The organism is Sphingobium sp. AntQ-1, from assembly GCF_028538045.1.
GTDB classification, from domain to species: Bacteria; Pseudomonadota; Alphaproteobacteria; order Sphingomonadales; family Sphingomonadaceae; genus Sphingobium; species Sphingobium cupriresistens.
On the sequence record NZ_CP117159.1, the window covers coordinates 413,262 to 437,383 of the forward strand.

A 24,122-nucleotide genomic window follows, 5' to 3' on the forward strand; every position below is an offset into this window, starting at 1 on the left:
GACAGTATCACGCGATCGCATAAATTTATCAAATTTAACATAAGATATATTATCGTATATATTGACTGTAAGCGCTAGATAGAAATGTCACCCCTCCGCTAGTTAGAGATGTCACTCTCGACGTCACCACGCGGCTCATCGGTGGCATGGTCATCTCCTGATTCAGGAGTTGGCGCTTATGATGGTGATTGGCATGAGCCACGGCGAGCTTTCCCGTTACGATACGCTGCTGCGGGTCGAGCGCGGCGAACTGCGTGTTGAGGATGCGTCAGCGCTATTGGGCCTTTGCCGAAGGCAGATATTTCGGCTGCTGTCACGATTACATGCAGCTGGTCCCGAAGGATTGGTCTCGTGTAAGCGTGGCCGGCCAAGCAACCGACGGTATGATGACAATTTCCGCGAGCGCGTCGTCGCGATCGTGCGCGAGCATTATCATGATTTCGGGCCAACCCTGGCCCGCGAGTATCTGGCGGAGCGGCACGATATCCACCTAGCCTCCGAGACGCTACGCCAATTCATGATAAAAGCGGGGCTCTGGAAAGATCGCGATGCCCGTCGCCCTCGCCCGTATCAACCGCGTTATCGGCGGGACTGTCGGGGTGAACTGATCCAGATCGACGGCTCGAAGCATTGGTGGTTTGAGGATCGCGGGCCGCAATGCACCCTGCTCGTCTATATCGATGACGCGACCAGCGAGCTGATGCATCTCAAGATGGTCGAGAGCGAGAGCACCTTCGCCTATATGGAAGCGACGCGCGAGTATATCGAACAGCACGGCAAGCCTGTGGCCTTCTATTCCGACAAACACACTGTCTTCCGCAATCCGAGGCCCACAGCCAATGGCGATGGCATGACCCATTTCGGGCGGGCGCTGGATGCGTTGAACATCGAGATCATCTGCGCCAACTCGCCGCAGGCCAAGGGCCGGGTCGAACGGGCCAACGCCACCTTGCAGGATCGCCTGGTCAAAGCGATGCGCCTGGAAGGCATTTCATCGATCGAGGACGCCAACGCCTTTCTCGACAGCTATATGGCCCGGCACAACGAGCGGTTCGCCCGCCCCGCCTTCGATGCTCGCGATCTGCACCGCCCCCTCGCCCTGCATGACGATCTGCGTTCGATCATGGTCTGGCGTGAGCAGCGGACGGTGACGGCGGCACTGACGCTGCATTACAACAAAGCGATGTTCATTCTGGAGCCGAACGATGTCAGCCAAAAACTGGCGCGCAAGCGGGTCACGGTCTGCGAATATCCCGACGGCCGACTGGAGATCGAGCATGAGGGCCATGTGCTGCCTTATCGCCAGTTCGACAAGATGCGGCAGGTCAATCAACCTGCGATTGTAGAGAACAAGCATCTGGACGCAGCCTTGCTGCTGGCCAGACAAATGCAGGCGATGATGCCGCATCACCGCAAGCGCAACAACGACGCCCCTGCCCGCCGTGACCAGCCTATGCATATTTTCCCCGAACCAGACCCGCCACCAAAGATCGATCGGCGCACACTGGGTGGCTCGAAGCTCAAGCGTGGTCCCCGGCTCAGTGATGAGGCGTTGCGCGAACGCGGCACGCTCGCCTTCGTACAGAGGACATGACCGTGCCCACTGCTAACGCAGTGGGTCCATGGGTCTACTACCCCCAGGTCAGCGCATCAGCAGGGGCTGCGCTGCGCTGTGTCGATGGCTCCACGCAGCCCCTGCTGTACTCACAGGTGGGACATTTCTATATGGCACAGATAGTGACTTCTCTATTTAGCGAGAACATTGACTGTAAGCGCTAGATAGAAATGTCACCCCTCCGCTAGTTAGAGATGTCACTCTCGACGTCACCACGCGGCTCATCGGTGGCATGGTCATCTCCTGATTCAGGAGTTGGCGCTTATGATGGTGATTGGCATGAGCCACGGCGAGCTTTCCCGTTACGATACGCTGCTGCGGGTCGAGCGCGGCGAACTGCGTGTTGAGGATGCGTCAGCGCTATTGGGCCTTTGCCGAAGGCAGATATTTCGGCTGCTGTCACGATTACATGCAGCTGGTCCCGAAGGATTGGTCTCGTGTAAGCGTGGCCGGCCAAGCAACCGACGGTATGATGACAATTTCCGCGAGCGCGTCGTCGCGATCGTGCGCGAGCATTATCATGATTTCGGGCCAACCCTGGCCCGCGAGTATCTGGCGGAGCGGCACGATATCCACCTAGCCTCCGAGACGCTACGCCAATTCATGATAAAAGCGGGGCTCTGGAAAGATCGCGATGCCCGTCGCCCTCGCCCGTATCAACCGCGTTATCGGCGGGACTGTCGGGGTGAACTGATCCAGATCGACGGCTCGAAGCATTGGTGGTTTGAGGATCGCGGGCCGCAATGCACCCTGCTCGTCTATATCGATGACGCGACCAGCGAGCTGATGCATCTCAAGATGGTCGAGAGCGAGAGCACCTTCGCCTATATGGAAGCGACGCGCGAGTATATCGAACAGCACGGCAAGCCTGTGGCCTTCTATTCCGACAAACACACTGTCTTCCGCAATCCGAGGCCCACAGCCAATGGCGATGGCATGACCCATTTCGGGCGGGCGCTGGATGCGTTGAACATCGAGATCATCTGCGCCAACTCGCCGCAGGCCAAGGGCCGGGTCGAACGGGCCAACGCCACCTTGCAGGATCGCCTGGTCAAAGCGATGCGCCTGGAAGGCATTTCATCGATCGAGGACGCCAACGCCTTTCTCGACAGCTATATGGCCCGGCACAACGAGCGGTTCGCCCGCCCCGCCTTCGATGCTCGCGATCTGCACCGCCCCCTCGCCCTGCATGACGATCTGCGTTCGATCATGGTCTGGCGTGAGCAGCGGACGGTGACGGCGGCACTGACGCTGCATTACAACAAAGCGATGTTCATTCTGGAGCCGAACGATGTCAGCCAAAAACTGGCGCGCAAGCGGGTCACGGTCTGCGAATATCCCGACGGCCGACTGGAGATCGAGCATGAGGGCCATGTGCTGCCTTATCGCCAGTTCGACAAGATGCGGCAGGTCAATCAACCTGCGATTGTAGAGAACAAGCATCTGGACGCAGCCTTGCTGCTGGCCAGACAAATGCAGGCGATGATGCCGCATCACCGCAAGCGCAACAACGACGCCCCTGCCCGCCGTGACCAGCCTATGCATATTTTCCCCGAACCAGACCCGCCACCAAAGATCGATCGGCGCACACTGGGTGGCTCGAAGCTCAAGCGTGGTCCCCGGCTCAGTGATGAGGCGTTGCGCGAACGCGGCACGCTCGCCTTCGTACAGAGGACATGACCGTGCCCACTGCTAACGCAGTGGGTCCATGGGTCTACTACCCCCAGGTCAGCGCATCAGCAGGGGCTGCGCTGCGCTGTGTCGATGGCTCCACGCAGCCCCTGCTGTACTCACAGGTGGGACATTTCTATATGGCACAGATAGTGACTTCTCTATTTAGCGAGAACATTGACATGAGCGCGGCTTGACCCAACCCATATAAATTTATGAGAAGATATACGAATATCCTTTTGAATATAGACGAATAAAATGATTCGCCTGCAAATCGCCCATAAGCGTGACGACAACCCGCCATTCTGATGGAAGCGGGATAGACCGTCGGACGGACTCGGTCGGCATATGCGGCCGGTGGCATCACCATAGCCGCCGCTCCCGCAGCAGATGTAGCAGGAAGACAGGAACGCCCAGGAACGCGGTGATGACGCCGAGCTTTAGTTCGTTATAGGTCGGGATCAGCCGCACCGCGATGTCAGCCAGCGTCAGTAGCGCCGCGCCGGCCAGCAGCGAGGGCAGCAGGATCGACGAGGGGCTGCGATCCGTCAGCGGACGCACCAGATGCGGAACGATCAACCCGACGAAGCCGATCGAGCCGGCGACCGCCACCGCGCCGCCGACGCCGATGCCGATCCCCAGCAGCAGCCGCAGCCGCGTCCGCCGCAGGGTGACGCCCAGCGCCTGCGCGCCTTCCTCCCCCAGCGTCAGGGCATCGAGAGCGCGCGCGTCGAGCAGGAGAAGCGCCGCGCCGCATCCGATACAGGGCAAGGCGATCCAGACATGTTCGATCGACCTGTTTTCGATCGATCCTAGCAGCCAGGCGGTGATCTCCATGGCGGCAAAGGGGTTTTCGGACAGGTTGAGGGCCAGGCTGATGCCGGCGCTCGCCAAGGCGGAGATCGCGATGCCGGCGAGAATGAGGCTGAGCGGGCTTTCGGCGCGTCCCGCCAGCGCAAAGAGCAGCAACAGCGCGAGAAGCCCGGCCGCGATCGCCAGCACCGGCAGGAATAGGATATGGCGCTCGGACAGCCCGAAATACAGCGCGCTGACGGCTCCCAGCGCCGCGGCGCTGGATGCCCCCAATACCGACGGTTCCGCCAGCGGGTTGCGCAGATAGCCCTGTAACGCAGCGCCGGCCAGGCCCAACATGCCGCCCACCGCCAGGCCGAGCAGGACGCGCGGCAGTCGCAGCGTGAACAGGATGGCCGTTGCGATTGGGTCGCCATGGCCGGTCGCCGCCGCCAGCAACCGCGCCGGATCGATGGCGGCCGATCCCACCCCCAGAGAGGCGACGCCCGCCAGGATCGTCACGACCAGAAGGATGAGCAATAAGGTGCGCCGCCGTGCGTGTGATGGGTAGGACATGGGAAATGGCACCTCGCATTGGATCGGTGGTCCCCGTCACGCTTGTGTACCGGGGTCGTGTGGGTCATGGGGTGGGCATGTTATGCAGATTGACGAAATGGCCATCCGCCCGGCTGACGGCGCGCCTGTTCGCATGGGTGGCGGGCGGCCTCCTGGCTGGTTCGGCGCCCGCATCGCAGACCGGCCGCAGCGCCCCGCCGCGGCGGATCGTGTCGTTGAACCTGTGCGCCGACCAATATCTGCTTGCGCTGGCCGATCGGACGCAGATTGCCGGCCTGACCCGGAATGCGAACAATGCGGCCATGTCCGCAGCGGCGGCGCAGACGCGCGGCCTGCCCATATTGAGGGGGTCGGCGGAGGAGGTGCTGGCGATCGATCCCGATCTGGTGATAGGCGCGCCGGCCCGCCGCACCGGCATGATGGCGGCGCTGTCGGGCGCGCATTATCACACCCTCGATCTCAAACCGGCTGGTAGTTATGCCGGCATCGTCACGCAAATCCGCGCCGTCGCCAAGGCCATTGGCCATGTCGATCGCGGCGAGGCGCTGATCGCCCGGATGGACCGGGATCTTGCCGCCATCGCTCGGCCGCGCCCGGCCGGCATCGCCGCTTACTATCAGCGGCGCGGTTTCCTGACCGGAACGGGCACGCTGATCGACGACCTGATGACCCGCGCGGGTCTGGTCAACCTGGCCGGAAAGCTCGGCAAGCCGGTCCTGTCGCAACTCACCCTCGAAGAGTTGATGGTTGCCCAGCCGGACTATTTGCTGATCGAAAGCGGTTCCGAACGGGTGGTGGATCAGGGCACGGAGATGCTGCGGCATCCGCTGTTGAAAGACATCAAGCGGCTGCGCCTGCCCCAGGCATGGACCGTCTGTGGCGGCCCGGCCTATGTCGATGCCGCCCGCAGCCTGGTGAACCAGATCGACCATCGCCCCTAAAATTCGATGCCGGGCTGCGCCTTGACGCCCTGTTCGCGGAACGGGTGCTTCACCAGCGTCATCTCCGTCGCCAGATCCGCGGCTTCGACCAGCGCTTCGGGCGCGTTGCGGCCGGTGACGATGACATGCTTCATCTCCGGCCTGGCCTTAAGAACCGCCAGCACCTCGTCGAGGGGGAGATAATCGTAGCGCAGGACGATATTGAGTTCGTCGGCCAGCACCAGATGATAGGCTGGGTCGGCGATCATGCGCTTGACCTGATCCCAGGCTTTGCCTGCCGAAGCAATGTCTTGCGCCCGGTTCTGCGTATCCCAGGTGAAGCCGTCGCCCATGGCCATGAATTCGACCTGATCTGGGAAACGATCGAACACGGCCTTCTCGCCCGTTTCCATCGCCCCCTTCACGAACTGGACCACGCCGACCTTCTTGCCATGGCCGATGGCGCGCACCACCATGCCCAGCGCCGCGGTCGTCTTGCCCTTCCCCTTGCCGGTGTGGACGATCAGCAGGCCCTTTTCGACCGTCTTGCCCGCGACGATCCGGTCGTGCGCGGCCTGCTTCTTCTTCATCTTCTGCGCATGTTGTTCGTCGGTCCGTTCGGCCATCGTCATCCTCCTGCAAGCTGGGCGAGCAACAGGCCCGCGCTGTTCGATCTGGGTTTCCACATGCCGCGCTCCAGCGCTTCGGCCAGGCGCGCCGCAGTTTCGCGCAGCGCGGCCGGATTGGCCTCCGCCAGGAAGGCACGCACGGCTTCATCCTCGATGAAGGCGGCATGGACTGCGTCGAAATGATGATCGCGCACGGCATGTGTCGTGGCGGCGAAGGCGAACAGATAGTCGACCGACGCGGCGATCTCGAACGCGCCCTTGTACCCGTGGCGCATCACGCCCGCGATCCATTTGGGATTGGTGACGCGGGCGCGGACCACCCGGCCGATCTCGTCCTCCAGCGTGCGAACGACAGGGCGTTCGGGGCGGCTATGGTCGTTATGATAAGCGCGCGGCCGCTTGCCCGACAGATGCTCGACGGCGGACGCGACGCCGCCCTCGAACTGGTAATAATCGTCGCTGTCGAGCAGGTCATGCTCGCGATTGTCCTGGTTCTGAACGACGGCGTCGGCTTGCGCCAGGCGCGTGGCGAACAGGTCGCGCGCGGCGTCGCCCTCCACCCCTGCCCCATAGGCATAGCCGCCCCAGTCGAGATAGACGTTGGCGAGATCGGCGCGGTCGTGCCAGATTTTCTCGTCGATCATCGCCTGAAGGCCCGCGCCATAGGCACCCGGCTTCGATCCGAACACGCGAAAGCCCGCGCGCAGGGCGGCCGCCTTCACGTCATGGCCGGCGTCGATCAGTTGCGCCGTCTCACGGCGATGGCGGGCGGCGGCGGGATTGTCCTCGTCCGGCTCGTCCAGCGCCATCACGGCGCGCGCGGCGGAATCGAGCAGGTCGATCTGTTCGGGGAAAGCATCGCGGAAGAAGCCGGAGACGCGGAAGGTGACATCGACGCGCGGGCGGTTGAGTTCGGCGATCTTCATCACCTCAAAACCGATCACGCGGCCCGACGTCCAGTCCCAGCGCGGTCGCACGCCCATCAGCGCCAACGCCTGGGCGATGTCGTCCCCGCCAGTGCGCATATTGGCCGTACCCCACGCGGACAACGCCATGGCCCTTGGATATTCGCCCTCGCGCTGGAGATAATCGTCCACCATTAGTTGAGCGGAGCGGCGGCCAAGCTCCCAAGCGGTGGCGGTTGGCACGGACCGGGTGTCGACCGAATAGAAGTTGCGGCCGGTCGGCAGCACGTCGGGGCGCCCGCGCGTGGGCGCGCCGGAGGGGCCGGGCAGCAGGAAACGCCCGTCCAGGCCAGCCAGCAGCGCAGCCTTTTCGGCGGGGCCGCAACGGTCCACGCGGCCGGCGAGATCGCCCAGCAGCGAACGCATAACGGTCTGCGACGCCGGGCCGGGCGCTGTCGCACCCTCGACCAGCGCGACGGCCAGCAGTTCGAGCCGTTCGATCGTGTCGCCATGGCTGCGCCAGGGCGCATCGCTCACCGCTGCCAGCACGGCCGGTCGGGGGCCGGTCCAGCCGTCGCCCATCCGGCAATCGAGCGGATCGAAGCCAAGGTCCAAATCGTCGGCCATAGCGCGGAGCAAGGATGCCTGGCCCGCGTCGTCATAGCCGCGCGGGGTGCGCGACAGAGCGATGAGCAGGTCGGTGCGCAATCGGCCAGTCGGCGACCGGGTGAAGATGTGCAGCCCGTCGCGTATCTGCATCTCCTTCAATTCGCACAAATAATTGTCGAGAGCCGCGAGCGCGTCGTCGCCATCCCCGACGGCCCCGGCATCAGCGTCCAGTCCTTGCGACCGGGCGAGATCGAGAATTTCGGCTTTCAGATGCTGGATGCGGCGCGGGTCCATGCCGGCTGCGAGATAATATTCATCGACCAGCGCTTCGAGCGCCTTCAACGGGCCATAGCTTTCCGCGCGCGTCAGCGGCGGGGTGAGATGATCGATGATCGCCGCGCCGATGCGCCGCTTCGCCTGCGTCCCCTCGCCCGGATCGTTGACGATGAAAGGATAGAGTTGCGGCACCGGCCCCGCACAGATTTCCGGGAAACAGCTGTCGGACAGGGCCAGCGCCTTGCCCGGCAGCCATTCCAGATTGCCATGCTTGCCGACATGGATGACCGCCTGCGCGCCGAAATCATGGTTCAACCAGAAGTGGAAGGCCAGATAGGCGTGGGACGGGACCAAAGCCGGGTCGTGATAGCTGGTCTTGGGATCGATATTGTAACCGCGCGCCGGCTGGACCGCGACGACGATATGGCCGAAGCGATGGGCGGGCAGATGAAAGGCGCCGTCACGCACGAAAGGATCGTCCACAGGGACGCCCCATCGCGCCATCACCGCCTCGCGCACCGCTGCTGGCAGCGCGTCGAACCGCAGGCGGTAATCGCCGATCGGCAGGCGGATTTCCGGCAGGCGATCCAGCGACGCACGGGCGTTGGTGACGCCGCCCAGCAGGATCGCCATCAGTCCCGCGCCGTCAACAGGAGCATCGCCGACATGATAGCCCGCTTCACCCAGGGTAGAGAGAATGGCGGCCGCGCTGGCGGGCGTGTCGAGGCCGACGCCATTGCCTAGCCGACCGTCGCGATTGGGATAGTTGGCGAGAATGAGCGCAACGCGCCGATCCGAGGCGGGCGTTCGCCGCAATGCCGCCCAATTGGCGGCAAGATCGGCGACGAAGGCAACGCGATCGGGCGAGACGCGCGGCGCCACAATGCCGCATTGGGTCCGGGCATCGAAACGCTCGGCCGCCTTGAAGGCGACGGCGCGGGTGAACAGGCGCCCGTCTATTTCCGGCAGAGCGACGTTCATCGCCAGGTCGCGAGGACCAAGGCCACGCGGACTGTCGGCCCAGTTGGCCTGCTCGACGCCCGCGAACACGGTCTGCAGGATCGGACAATCCGCTGCTTCGAGGACGGCCGGCGTTCGCCTGTCGCCGGGCGAGGAGGCGGCGAAGGACGTGGCGTTCAGGATGATATCGGGCCGGATCGCGCCGATCAGCCCGTGCAGCCAGTCGATCGCGAAGGGTTCGCGCAGCGCCCGCACATGAACGGCGACGACGTTCAGCCCGCGTCCCTTCAGCGCGGCGACCAGCGCTTCGACGGCATCGAGCGTACCGGCGATCATTAGCGCGCGATAGAAGCAGAGGAGCGCGACGGGCTGTCCCGCGCGCCATCCTGTCCGCACATCATCCAACGTCGGCCGCTTCATGCCGGCCAGATAGAAGCCGGCGTCCGCGATCGGCACGGGATCGTCCGGCACGCCTACATCCGCACCGATCAGCCGCGCGGCATGGCGCAGGAAGCTGACCGCATTGGCGACGCCGCCCTGCCGCAGATAGTCACGGAGCCGCTCGCTGATCGCCTTCGGCAGCGTCGCGGCGGCGTCCAACGACGGGTCGGGTTCCCGGCCATCGGCGATCGCTGCAAAGGCGATGCCCTTTTCCCGCGCAACCCGCGCGATTTCATCGACGCCATAGGGCCAATAGCTCTTGCCCCCCAGCAGTACGATGCACACGAAACGCGCATGGGCGATCACCTTTTCGACGTAGAGGTCGACCGAATAGGGATGTTTGAGCTGCAGCAGGTTGACCAACCGGATCGACGGCGCATCCTCACCCAGCAGGGCCGCCGCCTGGGCGAAACAGGCCAGCTCGCTGTCCGCCACGGTCAGGAACACGATCTCGCCCGGCGATTGATCGAGGTCGATCGCCTCGTCGCCGTTGGAAACGGTTCCCGGCGTAGCGGCCAGCAAATGCATCAGGCGAAGGCCGCGCGAAGGGCGCTGTCGATGGCGGCCTGATCCAGCCCCTTCTGCCCGATCACCACCAGTTGTGACAGGCGCGACTCCTCCGCCTTCCAGGCGCGGTCGAAATAATGCTGGATGCGGGGACCGACCGCCTGGACCACCAGGCGCGCCGGGCGATCGGCGATGGCGACCATGCCCTTGATGCGCAGGACATCATGCGCCTCGATCAACGGGGCCATGGCCTGCACCAGCGCATCCACGCCCGTAATCTCGCCGCCGGTGACGACGAAGCTGTCGAAATCGTCATGGTCATGATCGGGGTCGCCGTCATGGTGCGAGGGTCGCGCATCGATATCCTCTTCGACTTTGGCGAACAGGCCGAGCACGACGCCGGCATCGATCGCGCCATGATCGGTCCGCACGATCTTCACCCCACTACGGATATCCTTGCCTATGTCGCCCTCGATCCGGGTCAGCGCATCAGCATCGACCATGTCGGCCTTGTTGAGGATGACGAGGTCCGCGCAGGCGAGCTGGTCTTCGTATAGTTCCTCCAGCGGACTGTCATGGTCGAGCGAGGGGTCGGCCGCCCGCGCCAGCGCCAGCGCGGCTTCGTCGGTGGCGAAGCGCCCGGCGGCGACCGCATCCGCATCGATCAGCGCCACGACGCCATCCACGGTCGCGCGGGTGCGGATGTCGGGCCACTGGAACGCCTTCACCAGCGGCTTGGGCAGCGCCAGACCGGACGTTTCGATGATGATATGGTCTGGCGGATTGGCGCGGTCGAGCAGCTTGAGCATGGTCGGCAGGAAATCGTCGGCCACGGTGCAGCAGATGCAGCCATTGGCCAGTTCGACGATATCGTCTTCCGGGCAGGCGTCGTCATTGCATCCGCGCAGCAGCGCGCCGTCGACGCCAACATCGCCGAACTCGTTGACGATCAGCGCCAGCCTGCGACCCTTGGCATTGTGCAGCAAATGCCGGATCAACGTCGTCTTGCCCGCCCCCAGAAAGCCTGTGATGACGGTGGTCGGGATCTTGCTCACGCTTCTTCTCCTTCAAGCGCCATGGGATTCATGCGCGAAGGGGCGATCGGCATCGCCGAGCCTGATGATGGCCATGTCTACCCCCGCTGCACCTGAGCGATATCTCGGCGGGGGCGTGCCGGACGCGAACGAACGGTCGATGCGCGGCGACGAGCAGGCGCATGGAGCCCGTCAGCGCGCACCGATGCGGCCCCAGCCACATGGGTTCGTCGCTCAGACGGCGTTCACCGTGCCCCGGCCATCCCCTGGACCAAAGCAAGAGCGACCAGACGCCGGCAGGTCTCCTGGCTCGCGGGTCATCGCTTGATGCACGCCTTCCCAGGCCTCGCAGGATTTAGCGTCCGGCCCAGTGGCTGCTCCCCTGGAAAGGGAGCGATGTGCATCGCGCTCGCCGCTTACAGTTGCAGGGACAGCTGCGGATTTGGATGAGCGCCCTTGTCGAGGGACTGCCACCCGCACCGCCTTCCCATTTTAATCCCCTTGCGGGGAACCGGCGCGATCAGTCATCGAAGGGGGCTTGCGGCTCCCCGGATGCGGTCGGCGATACCGGCTGCCGGGGCCGTCCGCAAGCCCTGAGTGCGGTGCGATCGCCTGAAGCCGCCAGATGCGGTTGAAGGACAGGCGAACGGTCGATAGCGGCGCAATGTCGATGGCAGGCGTCGTCACGAGCGGAAAGCCGAGCGCGTGCGCCAGCGCGGCGCGGATCGTCATGGCATGGCTGATGGCGCAGATGCATCCGGGCGACTGCGCGATTCCGTCCAGCCAGCCGCCTACCCGCTGTCGCACCGATTCCATGGTCTCACCATCCGCGGTGCCCTGCGTCGGATCGGCGATCCAGTCGGACAGGGCGGCCGGTTCGGCGGCGAAAAGGTCGGCAAACGACCGGCCCGACCAGCGCCCGGCATCCATGTCCACCAGCGCGACCTCGACCGAGGCATCCAGCCCCATCGCCTGGGCAGTCTGCGCGGCGGCGCGGGACGGGCTGCAAAGGACATGGTTGTCGAAACCCGGCGGCAGGCGGCAGGCGGCGGCATCATGCGCGCCGCGTGCGTCCAGGCCCTCGTCCAGCGCCGGGAAGCCGCCGACCCGGCTGGACGGCGTGGACGCCGCGCATAGGAGAAGGAGGGATGTGGACAGCGGAACCTCCAAGACATGTTGACGTCGCGCCATCGCGCACCCTAAACAGCGCGGGCATCAGGAAGAAGAAGCCGGTGAGATTCCGGCGCGGTCGCGCCACTGTTATCGACGTAAAAGGTCGAGAGCCAGACCTTCTTCCTGAACGAACAATCTCTCGCGGGACGCGCAATCCCTTATAGGAGTCTGGGTTATGTCAACGACTGCCGCACTGTTCGACGACCATTTCATTCCCGTCCAGGGCGGTTCCGCCATCCCGATCGAGGACATCGCACCATGGGCCGTGTTCGGCACACTGATTGCGCTTATTTTCCTTTATTTCGTCAGCACCGAACAGGGCGCCGTCGCCTTGTTCGACGGCATGTATGTGCATGAATATGTGCATGACGGCCGCCATCTTCTCGGCTTTCCCTGCCACTGATCCCAGGCGATGACCAAGAGCCTGTTGTGGCGCGGAATGCTGGCCGGCATTCTGGCGGCCCTCATCGCGACGATGTTCGCCCGCGTGATTGCGGAGCCGCATATCGACCTCGCCATCGGCCACGAGAACGCACATGTAGTGCATCATATGGACATGCCTTCGGATGGGGAACAAGCGGAACTGGTAAGCCGGGCGACGCAGAAGGGCGCGGGTCTGCTGACCGCGCTGGCGCTCTACGGCGCGGCGGTCGGCGGGATTTTCGCGCTCATATTCGCCTATGGTTATGGACGCTTTGGCCGCTTCGGTCCACGCAGCTTCGCCCTGTTGCTCAGCGGAATCGCCATCTTCCTGGTGGTCATCGTGCCGGGAATCAAATATCCGCAGACGCCGCCGGCCGTGGGCAAGCATGAAACGGTGGGTCTTCGCACCGCCGCCTATTTCGCAATGATCGCCTTGTCGGTGGGCGGGGCGGTGATCGCTGCCAAGATCAGAAGCGTGCTGGCCCTATCCCGTCCGGGCATCGATGCGACGTTGATTGCGGTGGGAGCCTATGGCGCGATGGTCGTGCTGGGCCAGTATCTGCTGCCCAGCGTCGATGAAGTGCCGGCTGATTTCCCGGCGACCCTGCTGTGGAACTTCCGTTTGGCCTCGATCGCGACCCAATTGCTGTTGTGGGCGACAATCGGAATCGTCTTTGGCCTGGCGGCGGAACGGGTGATGGCGCGCCCATAGCTCTGGGAATATCTATGTCGCCAGCATCTGCACGATCATGCTGTCGCAATGGCGGTCGATCGTGCCGATCGGGCAGGATGCGCTGCTGTCGCGCGCCGACAGCGAAAGGTTGCTGACGGCGCGGCGCATGATCGAGGATCGCTGGCGGAGACGCTGACGCTGGACGGCATCGCGCGGAGCCGCGCGGGCAGATAATGAGCGACGCCCGGCGCGAATGGCACCGCGCATCGAAGCGCGAAAATCTGGTCGCGCAGGCCCAAATTGGGCGGGGCGCCGGGGACGCCTTTGCGTTGTGGAAAATTATGCGCGTAAGCTGCTAATGCGATTGACTTGCATGATGCGCGTCGGATAATCCGGTCATCGTTTTGACGAGGAGTGTTCCGATGGCCCCGCCCATCCATTATCGGGCGAGCCGCTGGCGATACCGCGCCAATGTCGCTTTGCGCACCATCGCCGGGACGGTCGGCGCCTATGGCGTGGCGGCCTTGGGCGCCGCAGCGCTGGCGCGCACCCTGCCGATGGCGCGGGTGGAGGCGGTGACCTTTGCCACCATGATCGCCTATCTGATCGCGCCTGGCGTCTCCATCTGGGCCTTTCTGGCGCAGGGGCCGTGGCGCGCGGTCGCGGGCGTGGTGCTGGCGGCGTTGGCGCTGAGCGGCGTGGCCTGGATCGCAGGGCAACCGGCATGAGCGGGACGAGCGCCATGGTGCGCGATGGGGCGCGGCAGGCGATGACCTGGCTGCATGGCTGGACCGGGCTGCTACTTGGCCACATCCTCTTCATCATCTGCCTGGCCGGGACGCTGGCCGTGTTCAAGCCGGAGATCAGCCGCTGGATGCGCCCGGAAATCAGCGGACAGGCCGATCCGGTCCGCGCGATCACGGCCGCGACCGAGTGGCTGTCGACCAATACGACCGGATCGGCAGGCTGGTATCTGTCCGCACCCGACGGCCGATCCAATGTGGTCAACGCCAATTATGACAGCGGCGGCGCCTATATGAGCCGGGCGCTCGATCCGGTGAGCGGTGCGCCGGTGGCGCGCGACACGCTGGGCGGGGAATTTTTCTACCGCCTGCATTTCGAGCTGGAACTGCCCTATCCCTGGGGACGGTGGCTGGCGTCGCTGGCGGCGATGCTGATGCTGGTGGCGATCATCACGGGCATCATCGCGCATAAGCGCTTTTTCAAGGACATCTTCACTTTCCGCCCCGGCAAGGGACAAAGATCGTGGTTGGACGGGCATAATGCGCTGGGCGTGCTCTCCCTGCCCTTTCATATCATGATCACCTTTACCGGGCTGCTGACGCTGGCGTCGCTCAACATGCCCTGGGGGATTGCGGCCGGCTATGGCGCGGATGTGGCGACGCTCTATAGCGACCTGACCCCCGGCACGGTCAGCCGGGAAGCGAGCGGGACCAAGGCGCCGCTGGCCCCGGTCGGGCCGATGCTGGCGCAGGCGCAGCGCTATTTTGGCGGTGCGCCGGTGGGTCGGGTCTATATCTTCAACCCCGGCGATGCCGCCGCGGTGGTGACCATCTATCCGGTCGAGGTGGGCGCGATCGGCACTCTGCCCGCAGAGATCAGCTTCGACGGCGCGACCGGCAAGGTGCTGAAAGCCTGGACGGAAAAGCGAGCGGGCGTGCGCGCCTATCAGACCATCTACGGCCTGCACATGGCCCATTTTGCCCCGCTGCTAACGCGCTGGCTCTATTTTCTGGGCGGCGCCATGCTGACCTTGGCGATCGCGAGCGGCATGATCTTGTGGATCGTCAAGCGACGGGAACGCGCGCCCTTGTCGATCGGCAACCGGCTGCTGGAGCGGTTGAACGTCGGTGCCCTTGTGGGCGTGCCGATCGGCATGGCGGCCTTCCTGATCGCCAATCGGCTGTTGCCGCTGGGCCTGGCGGAACGCGCGCAGCAGGAGGTTGCAGTCGCGCTGTGGAGCGCGGGCGCGGCGCTGCTGCTGGGGCTGGTCCTGCCACCTGCGCTGGGCTGGCCACTCCTGCTGGGACTGCTGGCGCTGCTATGCGCGCTCGCCGCTGCGCTGGGACCGATCTGGGCGGGGGATGTGATGATCCTGTCGGGCAATATGCTGCTGACCGCGACTGCGGTCGCGCTGGGCCTGCTGGTCTGGAAGCAATTGCGCCGCCGCAGCGCGCCGACCCCGGTTCGCCGCCGGATGGCGCCGGCATGACGCTCACCATCGGTCTGCTTTACCTTGCTTTGTTCGCGCTGGCGGGGCGGATGCAGCGACATCGGCCGGTTCTGCTCACTACATGGCAGCGGCGTCCCTTTGTCGGTCATCTGGAATTGGCCGGGTGGACGCTGCTGGGCCTGTCGCTGCTCAGCCTGATGTTGTGGGCCGATGTCGGCATGGCGCTGATCGCCTGGATCGGGCTGTTGCCGCTGCTGGGCGGCGTGGTGGTGCTGGGCATGACCTACCGTCCGGCGGTGGCGCGGGCGGGCGTGCCGGTTGCGGCCGTCATGTTGGTTGCCGGATTGCTGGTTTAGGCCTTCATGTCGATGGTGGCGATCAGGCCGCCATCATCGGCATTGCGCAGGCGCACCGATGCTTCGAAACTCATCGCCAGCGAGCGGCAGATGGTCAGGCCGATGCCGGTGCCATGACGCCCGCCCGGCTGGCTGCTGGCGCCGCGGGTGAAGGGTTCGAACATCTGGTCGAGCTGGTCGACCGGGATGCCGGGGCCATGATCGCGCACATGGATCAGCAGCCTGCCGCCCGATCGCGCGCAGCTAATCTCTGCGCTGCCACCATAGCGCACGGCATTGTCGACCAGATTGGCGATACAGCGGGTCAGCGCATTGGGCTTTACCCGCACCGTGCCGCCGCACCCGCTGCGGAACCGGACGGGCGCGCCCAGTTCCTCGGCATCCTCCGCCATGCTGGTCAGCAGCGAATCGATGTCGAGCGCCGACCATTCCTCGCGCGCCTCGATACTGCTGGCGAGGTCCAGCCCTTCGCGCACCAGCGTCTGCATCGCCTGATGATCCTGCAACAGGCGTGCGCGCAATTCCTCATTCTCGACCAGTTCCAGGCGTAGCCGCAGGCGGGTCAAGGGCGTCTGGAGATCATGGCTGATCGCGGCGAGCAATTGCGTCCGTTCGGCAAAGCCCGCCCGCGCGCGGCGCTGCATCAGGTTGAAGGTGGACAGGGCGGCGCGCACCTCCTCCGGCCCGCGTTCGGGAATTTCCTCCGGGTCGAGCGACACGGAAAAGGCCTCTGCCGCCTGTTCCAGCCGCCGCAGCGGCGTAGCCACGATGCGGGCGACAAGGATGCCCAGACCCGCCGAGGCCGCGACGATGACGATCAGGTAAAGCGGATTGAAGATGGTGCTGGGCGGTTTGGCGATGCGCGGGAAGCTGAGCGCGATCGCCCGGCGCTGGCCGGTTCCATCGGTATAGCGCACCACCCAACAGTCCGGGCGTGGCGCGTCGATCAGCCCGGCGACCAGTTCTTTCGACCTGTAGCGGTCGGGGAAGCAAAGGCCGACCGGCACCTGTCCCGCTTCGGGCTGCGATTGCGGACCAAGGCGCGCGCGCAGAAGCGATTGGAGATCGCCGTCCGGCTCGTTCAGACTGATGCCTTCGGGCGCAGGCGCCGCGCCGATGATGCTGTGCGTCGCCATCATCTTTTCGATGCGCCGGGGGTCGCGGCGGAAACGATCGGCGACGTCGATGGCGCTGGCAAGAACGCGCTGGCGGCGCACCCGTTCGAAATCGTGGCGGCGCGTCTGTTCCGCCACCAGCAGCGCGACAATCGCGGCGACCGACATGCCGAGCGTCAGGATCAGGAAAATCTGCCCCGCCATCGACCGGAAGAAGGCGCGGGCGCGGCCGGCGATCCCGCGGATCATGAATGATCGACCGAACAGGCCAGGACATAGCCTTCGCCACGCACCGTCAGGATCAGATCCTCGCCGCCCGGCAGGCTCGACAGCTTGTGCCGCAGACGACTGATCTGAAGGTCGATCGAGCGATCGAAGGCGGCGGTGGCGCGGCGTTCGGGCAGCAATGTCTCCCGGTCCAGCACGACATTGGGTTCGTCAATGAAACGGCTGAGCAGTCGAAATTCGGCCGACGACAGCATCACCAGCCGATCGTCGGGCGCGACCAGACGGCGTTGCACCAGATCGACGCGCCAGGGACCGATATGCGCGTAGCGCATCGCACCGGTGCGCGCGGCCGGCCCGTTGCGCGCGCGGCGCAGCAAGTTGCGGATGCGCACCAGCAGTTCGCGCGGCTCGAACGGTTTGGTCAGATAATCGTCCGCGCCCAGTTCCAGCCCCAGCACCCGGTCGATCGCGCTACCGCGCGCCGTCACCATGATGATCTGCACGTCCGATCCCTCCGCCCGCAATTCACGGCACAGCGACAGTCCGTCGCCATCGGGCAGGTTGAGGTCGAGCACGATCAGATCGACCGCCTCGTCCCGCAATGTCTGACGCAGGTCGGCCAGATTGGCGGCGGCCAGCAGGCGGTAATTTTCCTGCCGCAACTGGCCGACGATCAGGTCGCGGATATCCGCGTCGTCATCGGCCACCAGCACTGTGGCGGGAGGGAAGGATGCAGCATCGGCCATGGCCCGTCCTAGCGCGCGTCGCATTAAAAGTCTGCGCTTCTTGTTGGCCGATACAGGCCGATACAAAGCGATACGAACATGCGCGGTCATGCAACGCATCGCCGCATTTCGAAAAACAGTCACTCTACCATGAGACGGGCAAAGCCGCGAAGAGGGCCAGGTCGGCTCCCCTGCCGACGCCAACGGAGTCCTTGCGATGCCTATACCCGCCATCCTGGCTGGAAACCCGGTGCACGGCCCGAATCGGTCGCGCACGCCCCTCCCCCCTCCCCCTCGTGCGCCCGGTCCGGTCTTATTCGTGCATCGGCGGGCATCGCAGGGGCCTGTGCGGCACAGTTTCAAGGATAAGCGCCACACCATGCTCCTTTCCGCCACCTTGCGCAGCCTTCGGGTTGCGCCAATCGCTCTTGGCCTGTCGCTTGCGGCATGTGGACAGCAAAAGCCGCCGCAAAAGGGGCCGGTGGAAGTGGGCGTGGTCACGCTGAGCACGCAGGACGCCACGGTGTCCAGCGAACTGCCCGGCCGCACCGTATCGACCATGATGTCGGAAGTGCGGCCGCAGGTGGCGGGACTGATCAAGAAGCGGCTGTTCACCGAAGGATCGATGGTCAGCGCCGGCCAGCCGCTCTACCAGATCGACGCCCGCCTCTATCGCGCGTCGCGCGACGAGGCGCAGGCCAGTCTGGCCAGTGCGCAGGCGACCGCCGCAGCCGCGCAGGCCAAGGCACAGCGCTATCGCAGCCTGGGCGATACCGAAGCGGTGAGCGCGCAGGACCGCGACGATGTGATCGCGACCGCGCGACAGGCGAGCGCCGCGGTGCAGCAGGCGCGCGCCAGCCTGCAGACCAGCAGCGTCAATCTGGACTTCACATTGGTCCGGGCGCCGATCAGCGGGCGCATCGGCCGTACCCTGTTCACGCCCGGCGCGCTGGTGACGACCAGCCAGACCGACCCGTTGACCACGATCCAGCAACTCGACCCCATCTATGTCGACGTCACCCAGTCCAGCTCGCAAATCCTGGCGTTGCGCCGGTCGCTGGCGGCGGGCAAGACGCTGGCGGCCAGCGCGACCATCCGGCTGAAACTGGAAGATGGCGCCGACTATCCCCAGGAAGGCCGGATCGAATTCGCCGAGCCGATCGTCGACGTCAACAGCGGCACGGTGACGTTGCGCGCGCGCTTTCCCAATCCTGACGGGCTGCTGATGCCCGGCATGTTCGTCCGCGTGATCGCGCCGCAATCGGTGGTGCCCGGCGCGATTCTGGCGCCGCAACAGGGCATCAACCGCGATCCCAAGGGCAACGCCACGGCGCTGGTCGTGAACAAGGCGAACAAGGTCGAACGCCGTATCGTCACCGCCGCTCAGGCGATCGGCGACAAATGGCTGATCACCGCGGGTCTCAAGGCCGGCGACCGCCTGATCGTCGAGGGCACCGACAAGGTGAAGGCCGACGACGTCGTCAAGCCTGTCGCCATCAAGACAGCGCAATAGGAGCCGGCCCTTGCTCAGCCGCTATTTCATCGAACGGCCGATTTTCGCCTGGGTCATCGCCATCGGCATCATGCTGGCGGGCCTGGGCGCGATGCTGTCGCTCCCCATCGCCCAATATCCCGACATCGCCCCGCCTGGCGTCGGCATCAGCGCCACCTATCCCGGCGCATCGGCCGAAACCGTGGAAACCAGCGTCACGCAGGTGCTGGAACAGCAGCTCACCGGCATCGATGGCCTGATGTATTTTTCCTCTTCCTCGACCGCCACCGGACAGGCGCGGATCACCGTGACTTTCCAGAAGGGCACCGATCCCGACACCGCGCAGGTGCAGGTGCAGAATCGGGTGCAGCAGGCGCTCAGTCGCCTGCCCAACGCCGTGCAGCAGCAGGGGCTGTCCGTCACCAAACAGCAGACCGACTTCCTGATGCTGGTCGGCCTGTATGACGAGACGGACATAGCGACGCAGGCGGACATCGCCGATTATCTGGTCAATAATTTCCAGGACCCGATCGCGCGTATCGATGGCATCGGCGCCACCCAGGTCTTCGGGTCGCAATATGCGATGCGGGTGTGGCTGGACCCCTACAAGCTTGCCGCGGTAAAGCTGATGCCGTCCGACGTACAGAGCGCGATTGCGGCGCAGAATGTCGAAGTGTCGGCGGGCCAGATCGGCGCCGACCCGGCGCCCGCCGGGCAGCAGATCAACGCCACCGTGACGGCGCGCGCGCGGTTGCAGACGCCCGAACAATTCCGCAACATCATCGTCAAGACCCAGACCGACGGATCGATCGTCCATCTGTCCGACGTGGCGCGAGTCGAACTGGGTAATGAAAGCTATACCACGGCCGCGCGGCTCAACGGCCATCCCGCGTCCGGCGTTGCGCTGCAACTGGCGCCGGGCGCCGACGCGCTCAAGACCGCCGAACTGGTCAAGGCGAAGGTCGCCGAACTGTCGAGCAGCCTGCCGCATGGATATAAAGTCGTATTTCCGCGCGACACCACGCCCTTTATCCAGCTGTCGGTCGAAGAAGTCATCAAGACGTTGCTTGAAGCGGTCGCGCTGGTCGTGGTGGTGATGTTCGTCTTCCTGCAAAGCTGGCGCGCGACGCTGATCCCCGCCGTCGCGGTGCCAGTGGTGCTGCTCGGCACCTTCGGCATTCTCGCCTTGTTCGGCTATTCCATCAACACGCTGACCCTCTTCGGTATGGTGTTGTCCATCGGCCTGCTGGTCGACGACGCGATCGTCGTGGTCGAAAATGTCGAGCGCATCATGGAGGAGGAAGGGCTTTCCCCGCGCGAGGCGACGATCAAGTCGATGGAGGAGATCGGCAGCGCGCTGGTCGGCATCGCTTTGGTGCTGTCGGCAGTGTTGCTGCCCATGGCCTTTTTCGGCGGATCGACCGGCGTCATCTACCGCCAGTTTTCCATAACCATCGTGTCATCGATGCTACTGTCGGTGGTGGTCGCGTTGATTCTGTCGCCGGCGCTGTGCGCGACCCTCCTCAAGTCCGCGAGCGAGGACCATCGCAACGAAGGTTGGGCCGGCAAGTTCAACCGCTGGTTTGAGAGGCTGACCGGCGGCTATGTCCGCCGCACGCAGCAGATGTTGAATCGGCGCAAGCTGTTCTGGGGCCTGTATGTCGTGGTGCTGGTGCTGCTGGTTCTCATCTTCGTGCGGCTGCCGTCCAGCTTCCTGCCGGTCGAGGATCAAGGGCAGGTGATGGTGCAGGTCACGCTGCCCGCCGGCGCCAAATCGAGCCGGACCAATGCGGTGATCGACCAGGTGCAGAATTATTTCCTGAACGACGAGAAGGACAATGTCGCCTTCGCCTTCATCATGACTGGATTCAGCTTCCAGGGCCAGGGCGAGAATGTCGGCCAGGGCTTCATCAACCTGGCGCCATGGAACGAGCGTAAGGGTATCGCAAACACGGCGGGGACGATTGCCGGACGCGCGACCAAGCAACTCGCGGCGATCCGCGACGCCAAGATACTGGGCATGACGCCGCCCTCTATCCGGGGCCTCGGCCAATCGAACGGCTTCACCTTCGAACTGCTGAACAATGGCGGCCTCAGCCGCGCGCGCTTTCTGGAACTGCGCAACCAGTTGATCGACGCAGCGTCCAAAGATCCGGTGCTGGCCGGCGTGCGCGCCGCATCGCTGGAGGATACGCCCCAGCTCAAAGTCGATATCGACAATGAGAAGCTGGCGGTGCTGGGCCTGACGCAGAGCGATGTCGACGATGTCCTCAGTTCCGCCTGGGGCAGCACCTATATCAACGATTTCGTCGATCGCGGCCGAGTGAAGCGCGTCTATATGCAGGCTGATGCGGCCTATCGCGCGTTGCCGACCGATATCGACAATTGGATGGTGCGGTCGAGCAGCACCGGCGAAATGGTGCCCTTCTCCGCCTTTGCGACCACGCATTGGACGATGGGGCCTAGCACGATGGCGCGTTTCAACGGTCTGTCCTCTTTCGAAATCCAGGGCCAGGCCGGCGCGGGCGCCAGTTCGGGCGAAGCGATGGACCGGATAGTCGAATTGCAGAAGCAACTGCCGACCGGCACCAGCTACGCATGGAGCGGCCTGTCCTATCAGGAGCAACTGTCCGGCGGTCAGGCGCCGTTGCTCTACGGCCTGTCGGTGCTGGTCGTGTTCCTGTGCCTTGCCGCTCTCTATGAAAGCTGGTCGATCCCGCTGGCGGTGCTGCTGGTGATCCCGCTCGGCCTTGTCGGCGCGGTGATCGCGGTGTGGGCGCGCGGGCTGGAGAATAATATCTTCTTCCAGGTTGGTTTGCTCACCACGATGGGCCTGGCCGCGAAGAATGCGATCCTGATCGTCGAGTTCGCCGAACTGGCGCACAAACAGGGCAAGGACGCGCTGTCCGCCGCGCTGGAGGCGGCGCGGCTGCGCTTCCGCCCGATCCTGATGACCAGCCTTGCCTTCATCGCCGGCGTCATCCCGTTGGCGATCGCAACGGGCGCAGGCGCACAGAGCCGTGTTGCGATCGGTACGGCGGTCGTTGGCGGCATGACGACGGCGACGGCGCTGGCCATCTTCTACGTGCCGCTGTTCTTCGTCACGATTGCGGGCCTTTTCAGCGGTAAAAAGAACGCCGCGCCGCCAGCCCCGGCGCCAGACGCAGGAGTTCCGGCATGATCCGCCTTTCACTGTCGGCCGTATCGCTGCTGACGCTGGCCGGATGCAACATGGCGCCGACCTATGTGCGACCGACAGCGCCAGTGCCCGCCACCTTGCCCAACGGGGAAGCCTATGCGCCTGGGCAGGCCGGACAAAAGGTTGGCCTAGCCTGGACCGAACTGGTCGGCGACACGAAGCTGCGTAGCGTGATCGCGCGAGCGCTGGCCAATAATCGCGACCTGCGCGCCGCGATCGCCAACATCCAGTCGGCGCGCGCGCAATATAGGGTGCAACGCGCCGCCCAATTGCCCACCATCACCGCCGACGCCGGCGCCAGCTTCGTCCGCCAGAATGACAATCGGCAGAATAGTTACAGCGCCGACATCGGCTTCAGCGCGTTCGAGATCGACCTGTTCGGCCGCGTCCGCAACCTGACCCAGTCGGCGCTCGAAACCTATCTGGCGACGGAGGAAGGCGCGCGGGCGACCCGGATCACCTTGATTGCTGAGACCGCGACCGCCTATGCGACGCTGGCCGCTGACCAGGAACTGCTGGCGGTTTCGCGCCAGACCCAGGCGAGCGCCCAGCGTACGCTGGACATCACCCGCCAGCTCAATGGCGCCGGCCTGACCGGCAAGCTCGATGTCCATCAAGCCGAAACCACGGTCGAGCAGGCGGCGTCGGACGTCGCTGCGAACGTCACCCAAGTCGCGCAGGATCGCAACGCGCTCGACCTGCTGGTGGGGACGCCGGTGGAGGAGGCCTTGCTACCCGCCTCGCTCGACAGCCTGATCGCGGGCGTGGCGAAGGCGCCGGCGGGCCTGTCGTCGGACGTGCTGCTCCAGCGGCCCGACGTGCTGCAGGCGGAACATCAGCTCAAGGCCGCCAATGCCGATATCGGTGCGGCGCGCGCGGCCATGTTCCCGACGATCAGCCTGACGTCGGCGATCGGCGTGGCCAGTTCGGCCCTGTCCTCGCTCTTCACCGGCAACGGCTTCGCCTGGTCGGTCAGCCCATCCGCCAGCCTGCCGATCTTCGGCGGTGCGAACCGCGGGAACCTGGACTATAGCAAAGCGCAACGCGACCTTTATGTCGCACAATATGAAAAGGCGGTGCAGACCGCCTTCCGCGAAGTCGCAGACGCACTCGCACGCGAGGGGACGATCGATGCGCAGCAGGCGGCGCAGCGGCGATTGGTGGCGGCCAGCCAACGCGCCTATGATCTGGCGGACCAGCGTTATCGGTCGGGTATCGACACGTTCCTGACCGCGCTGACCAGCCAGCGCGCGCTCTATAGCGCGCGGCAATCGGCTATCGTCACGAACCTTGCGCTAGTGAGCAACAGAGTGCTGCTCTACCGCGCAATTGGCGCTGATCAGTAAGCAACCATATTATCGCTCCCCCTCTTCTCCCATGGCGCGAATCTGCTATGATGCGCGGATAATAAGGGAGAGGAACCATGCTGCTATTGGCACGGTGTCTGGATTGGCTTTGCCAATTATTTGCGTCTGGCGCGCAGGATGAAGTGCGCCTCAACCAATTGATCTCGCGCTGTGGCGCGCGGGACAATATGCGGCGCCGTCCTTGACGCGAGCAAATTATAGCAGGCTGCGTGAAAGGCGGCGCCTGCTATAGTTTTTGTTTT

At 64.6% G+C, this 24,122-nt stretch carries 18 protein-coding genes and 2 riboswitches; of the genes, 11 read left to right on the plus strand and 7 right to left on the minus strand.

The window, feature by feature from the left end:
- Positions 1-193 precede the first annotated feature (193 nt).
- A complete protein-coding gene (locus tag sphantq_RS20805; protein ID WP_443021562.1) occupies positions 194-1,594 on the plus strand; it encodes an ISNCY family transposase in 1,401 nt (466 codons plus the stop codon).
- A gap of 300 nt (positions 1,595-1,894) precedes the next feature.
- Complete coding sequence (locus tag sphantq_RS20810) at positions 1,895-3,295, plus strand: ISNCY family transposase (RefSeq protein WP_443021562.1); 1,401 nt, start codon at positions 1,895-1,897, stop codon at positions 3,293-3,295.
- A gap of 354 nt (positions 3,296-3,649) precedes the next feature.
- Here sphantq_RS20810 and sphantq_RS20815 read toward each other — a convergent pair whose 3' ends face one another.
- Positions 3,650-4,654 (minus strand): FecCD family ABC transporter permease, encoded by a 1,005-nt coding sequence (locus tag sphantq_RS20815; RefSeq protein WP_272800305.1) that lies wholly within the window; start codon positions 4,652-4,654, stop codon positions 3,650-3,652.
- Between the two features lie 77 nt (positions 4,655-4,731).
- On the opposite strand from sphantq_RS20815, the gene sphantq_RS20820 reads away from it, so the two are divergent.
- On the plus strand, positions 4,732-5,595 hold the full coding sequence (locus sphantq_RS20820; RefSeq protein ID WP_066608186.1) for an ABC transporter substrate-binding protein: 864 nt from the start codon (positions 4,732-4,734) through the stop codon (positions 5,593-5,595).
- On the opposite strand, the gene cobO is transcribed toward sphantq_RS20820, so the two are convergent.
- From cobO to sphantq_RS20840, 4 genes are all read right to left on the minus strand, one after another.
- Positions 5,592-6,200 carry a cob(I)yrinic acid a,c-diamide adenosyltransferase gene (gene cobO, locus sphantq_RS20825; protein ID WP_272800306.1) on the minus strand — a complete coding sequence of 203 codons (609 nt, stop codon included), beginning with the start codon at positions 6,198-6,200 and terminating at the stop codon, positions 5,592-5,594. The genes sphantq_RS20820 and cobO overlap by 4 nt on opposite strands.
- A gap of 2 nt (positions 6,201-6,202) precedes the next feature.
- Entirely contained in the window at positions 6,203-9,922 is a 3,720-nt protein-coding gene (cobN, locus tag sphantq_RS20830; protein WP_272800307.1) for a cobaltochelatase subunit CobN, read from the minus strand.
- Positions 9,922-10,956 (minus strand): cobalamin biosynthesis protein CobW, encoded by a 1,035-nt coding sequence (gene cobW / locus sphantq_RS20835; RefSeq protein WP_272800308.1) that lies wholly within the window; start codon positions 10,954-10,956, stop codon positions 9,922-9,924. The genes cobN and cobW overlap by 1 nt, the downstream gene beginning before the upstream one ends.
- Positions 10,957-11,213: 257 nt before the next feature.
- A riboswitch (cobalamin riboswitch) is annotated at positions 11,214-11,466 on the minus strand.
- Complete coding sequence (locus sphantq_RS20840) at positions 11,428-12,126, minus strand: histidine phosphatase family protein (RefSeq protein ID WP_272800309.1); 699 nt, start codon at positions 12,124-12,126, stop codon at positions 11,428-11,430. It overlaps the preceding riboswitch by 39 nt.
- Positions 12,127-12,150: 24 nt before the next feature.
- Positions 12,151-12,235: riboswitch (adenosylcobalamin (AdoCbl) riboswitch) on the plus strand.
- Between the two features lie 48 nt (positions 12,236-12,283).
- Here sphantq_RS20840 and sphantq_RS20845 point away from each other — a divergent pair.
- The 5 genes from sphantq_RS20845 to sphantq_RS20865 all read left to right on the plus strand — a co-directional run bounded on the left by sphantq_RS20845 (position 12,284) and on the right by sphantq_RS20865 (position 15,754).
- Positions 12,284-12,511, plus strand: a complete 228-nt coding sequence (locus sphantq_RS20845; RefSeq protein ID WP_148648440.1) for a CbtB domain-containing protein — start codon at positions 12,284-12,286, stop codon at positions 12,509-12,511.
- A gap of 9 nt (positions 12,512-12,520) precedes the next feature.
- The gene (locus sphantq_RS20850) at positions 12,521-13,243 is read left to right on the plus strand and encodes a CbtA family protein (RefSeq protein WP_272800310.1); all 723 of its coding nucleotides are present in this window, start codon (positions 12,521-12,523) and stop codon (positions 13,241-13,243) included.
- Positions 13,244-13,626: 383 nt separating this feature from the next.
- Positions 13,627-13,932: a ketohydroxyglutarate aldolase gene (locus sphantq_RS20855; RefSeq protein ID WP_272800311.1), complete on the plus strand. Its 306-nt coding sequence runs from the start codon at positions 13,627-13,629 to the stop codon at positions 13,930-13,932.
- A complete protein-coding gene (locus sphantq_RS20860; protein ID WP_272800312.1) occupies positions 13,929-15,437 on the plus strand; it encodes a PepSY-associated TM helix domain-containing protein in 1,509 nt (502 codons plus the stop codon). The genes sphantq_RS20855 and sphantq_RS20860 overlap by 4 nt, the downstream gene beginning before the upstream one ends.
- Positions 15,434-15,754, plus strand: coding sequence for a DUF3325 family protein (locus sphantq_RS20865; protein WP_066608156.1), 321 nt, complete (start codon positions 15,434-15,436; stop codon positions 15,752-15,754). Before sphantq_RS20860 ends, sphantq_RS20865 begins: the two co-directional genes overlap by 4 nt.
- Here the strand turns inward: sphantq_RS20865 and sphantq_RS20870 are convergent.
- Both sphantq_RS20870 and sphantq_RS20875 read right to left on the minus strand, forming a co-directional pair.
- Positions 15,751-17,118 (minus strand): ATP-binding protein, encoded by a 1,368-nt coding sequence (locus sphantq_RS20870; protein WP_272800313.1) that lies wholly within the window; start codon positions 17,116-17,118, stop codon positions 15,751-15,753. The two genes, sphantq_RS20865 and sphantq_RS20870, sit on opposite strands and share 4 nt — an antisense overlap.
- Positions 17,115-17,843 carry a response regulator gene (locus tag sphantq_RS20875; RefSeq protein ID WP_066608153.1) on the minus strand — a complete coding sequence of 243 codons (729 nt, stop codon included), beginning with the start codon at positions 17,841-17,843 and terminating at the stop codon, positions 17,115-17,117. Before sphantq_RS20875 ends, sphantq_RS20870 begins: the two co-directional genes overlap by 4 nt.
- Positions 17,844-18,201: 358 nt before the next feature.
- Between sphantq_RS20875 and sphantq_RS20880 the strand changes: the two genes are divergently transcribed.
- Genes sphantq_RS20880 through sphantq_RS20890 form a run of 3 tightly spaced genes read left to right on the plus strand, consistent with a single transcriptional unit; the run spans position 18,202 to position 23,859 of the window.
- A complete protein-coding gene (locus sphantq_RS20880) occupies positions 18,202-19,335 on the plus strand; it encodes an efflux RND transporter periplasmic adaptor subunit (protein WP_272800314.1) in 1,134 nt (377 codons plus the stop codon).
- 10 nt (positions 19,336-19,345) lie between these two features.
- Positions 19,346-22,495 carry an efflux RND transporter permease subunit gene (locus sphantq_RS20885; RefSeq protein WP_272800315.1) on the plus strand — a complete coding sequence of 1,050 codons (3,150 nt, stop codon included), beginning with the start codon at positions 19,346-19,348 and terminating at the stop codon, positions 22,493-22,495.
- Positions 22,492-23,859 carry an efflux transporter outer membrane subunit gene (locus sphantq_RS20890; protein WP_129925801.1) on the plus strand — a complete coding sequence of 456 codons (1,368 nt, stop codon included), beginning with the start codon at positions 22,492-22,494 and terminating at the stop codon, positions 23,857-23,859. The genes sphantq_RS20885 and sphantq_RS20890 overlap by 4 nt, the downstream gene beginning before the upstream one ends.
- Positions 23,860-24,122: the final 263 nt, after the last annotated feature.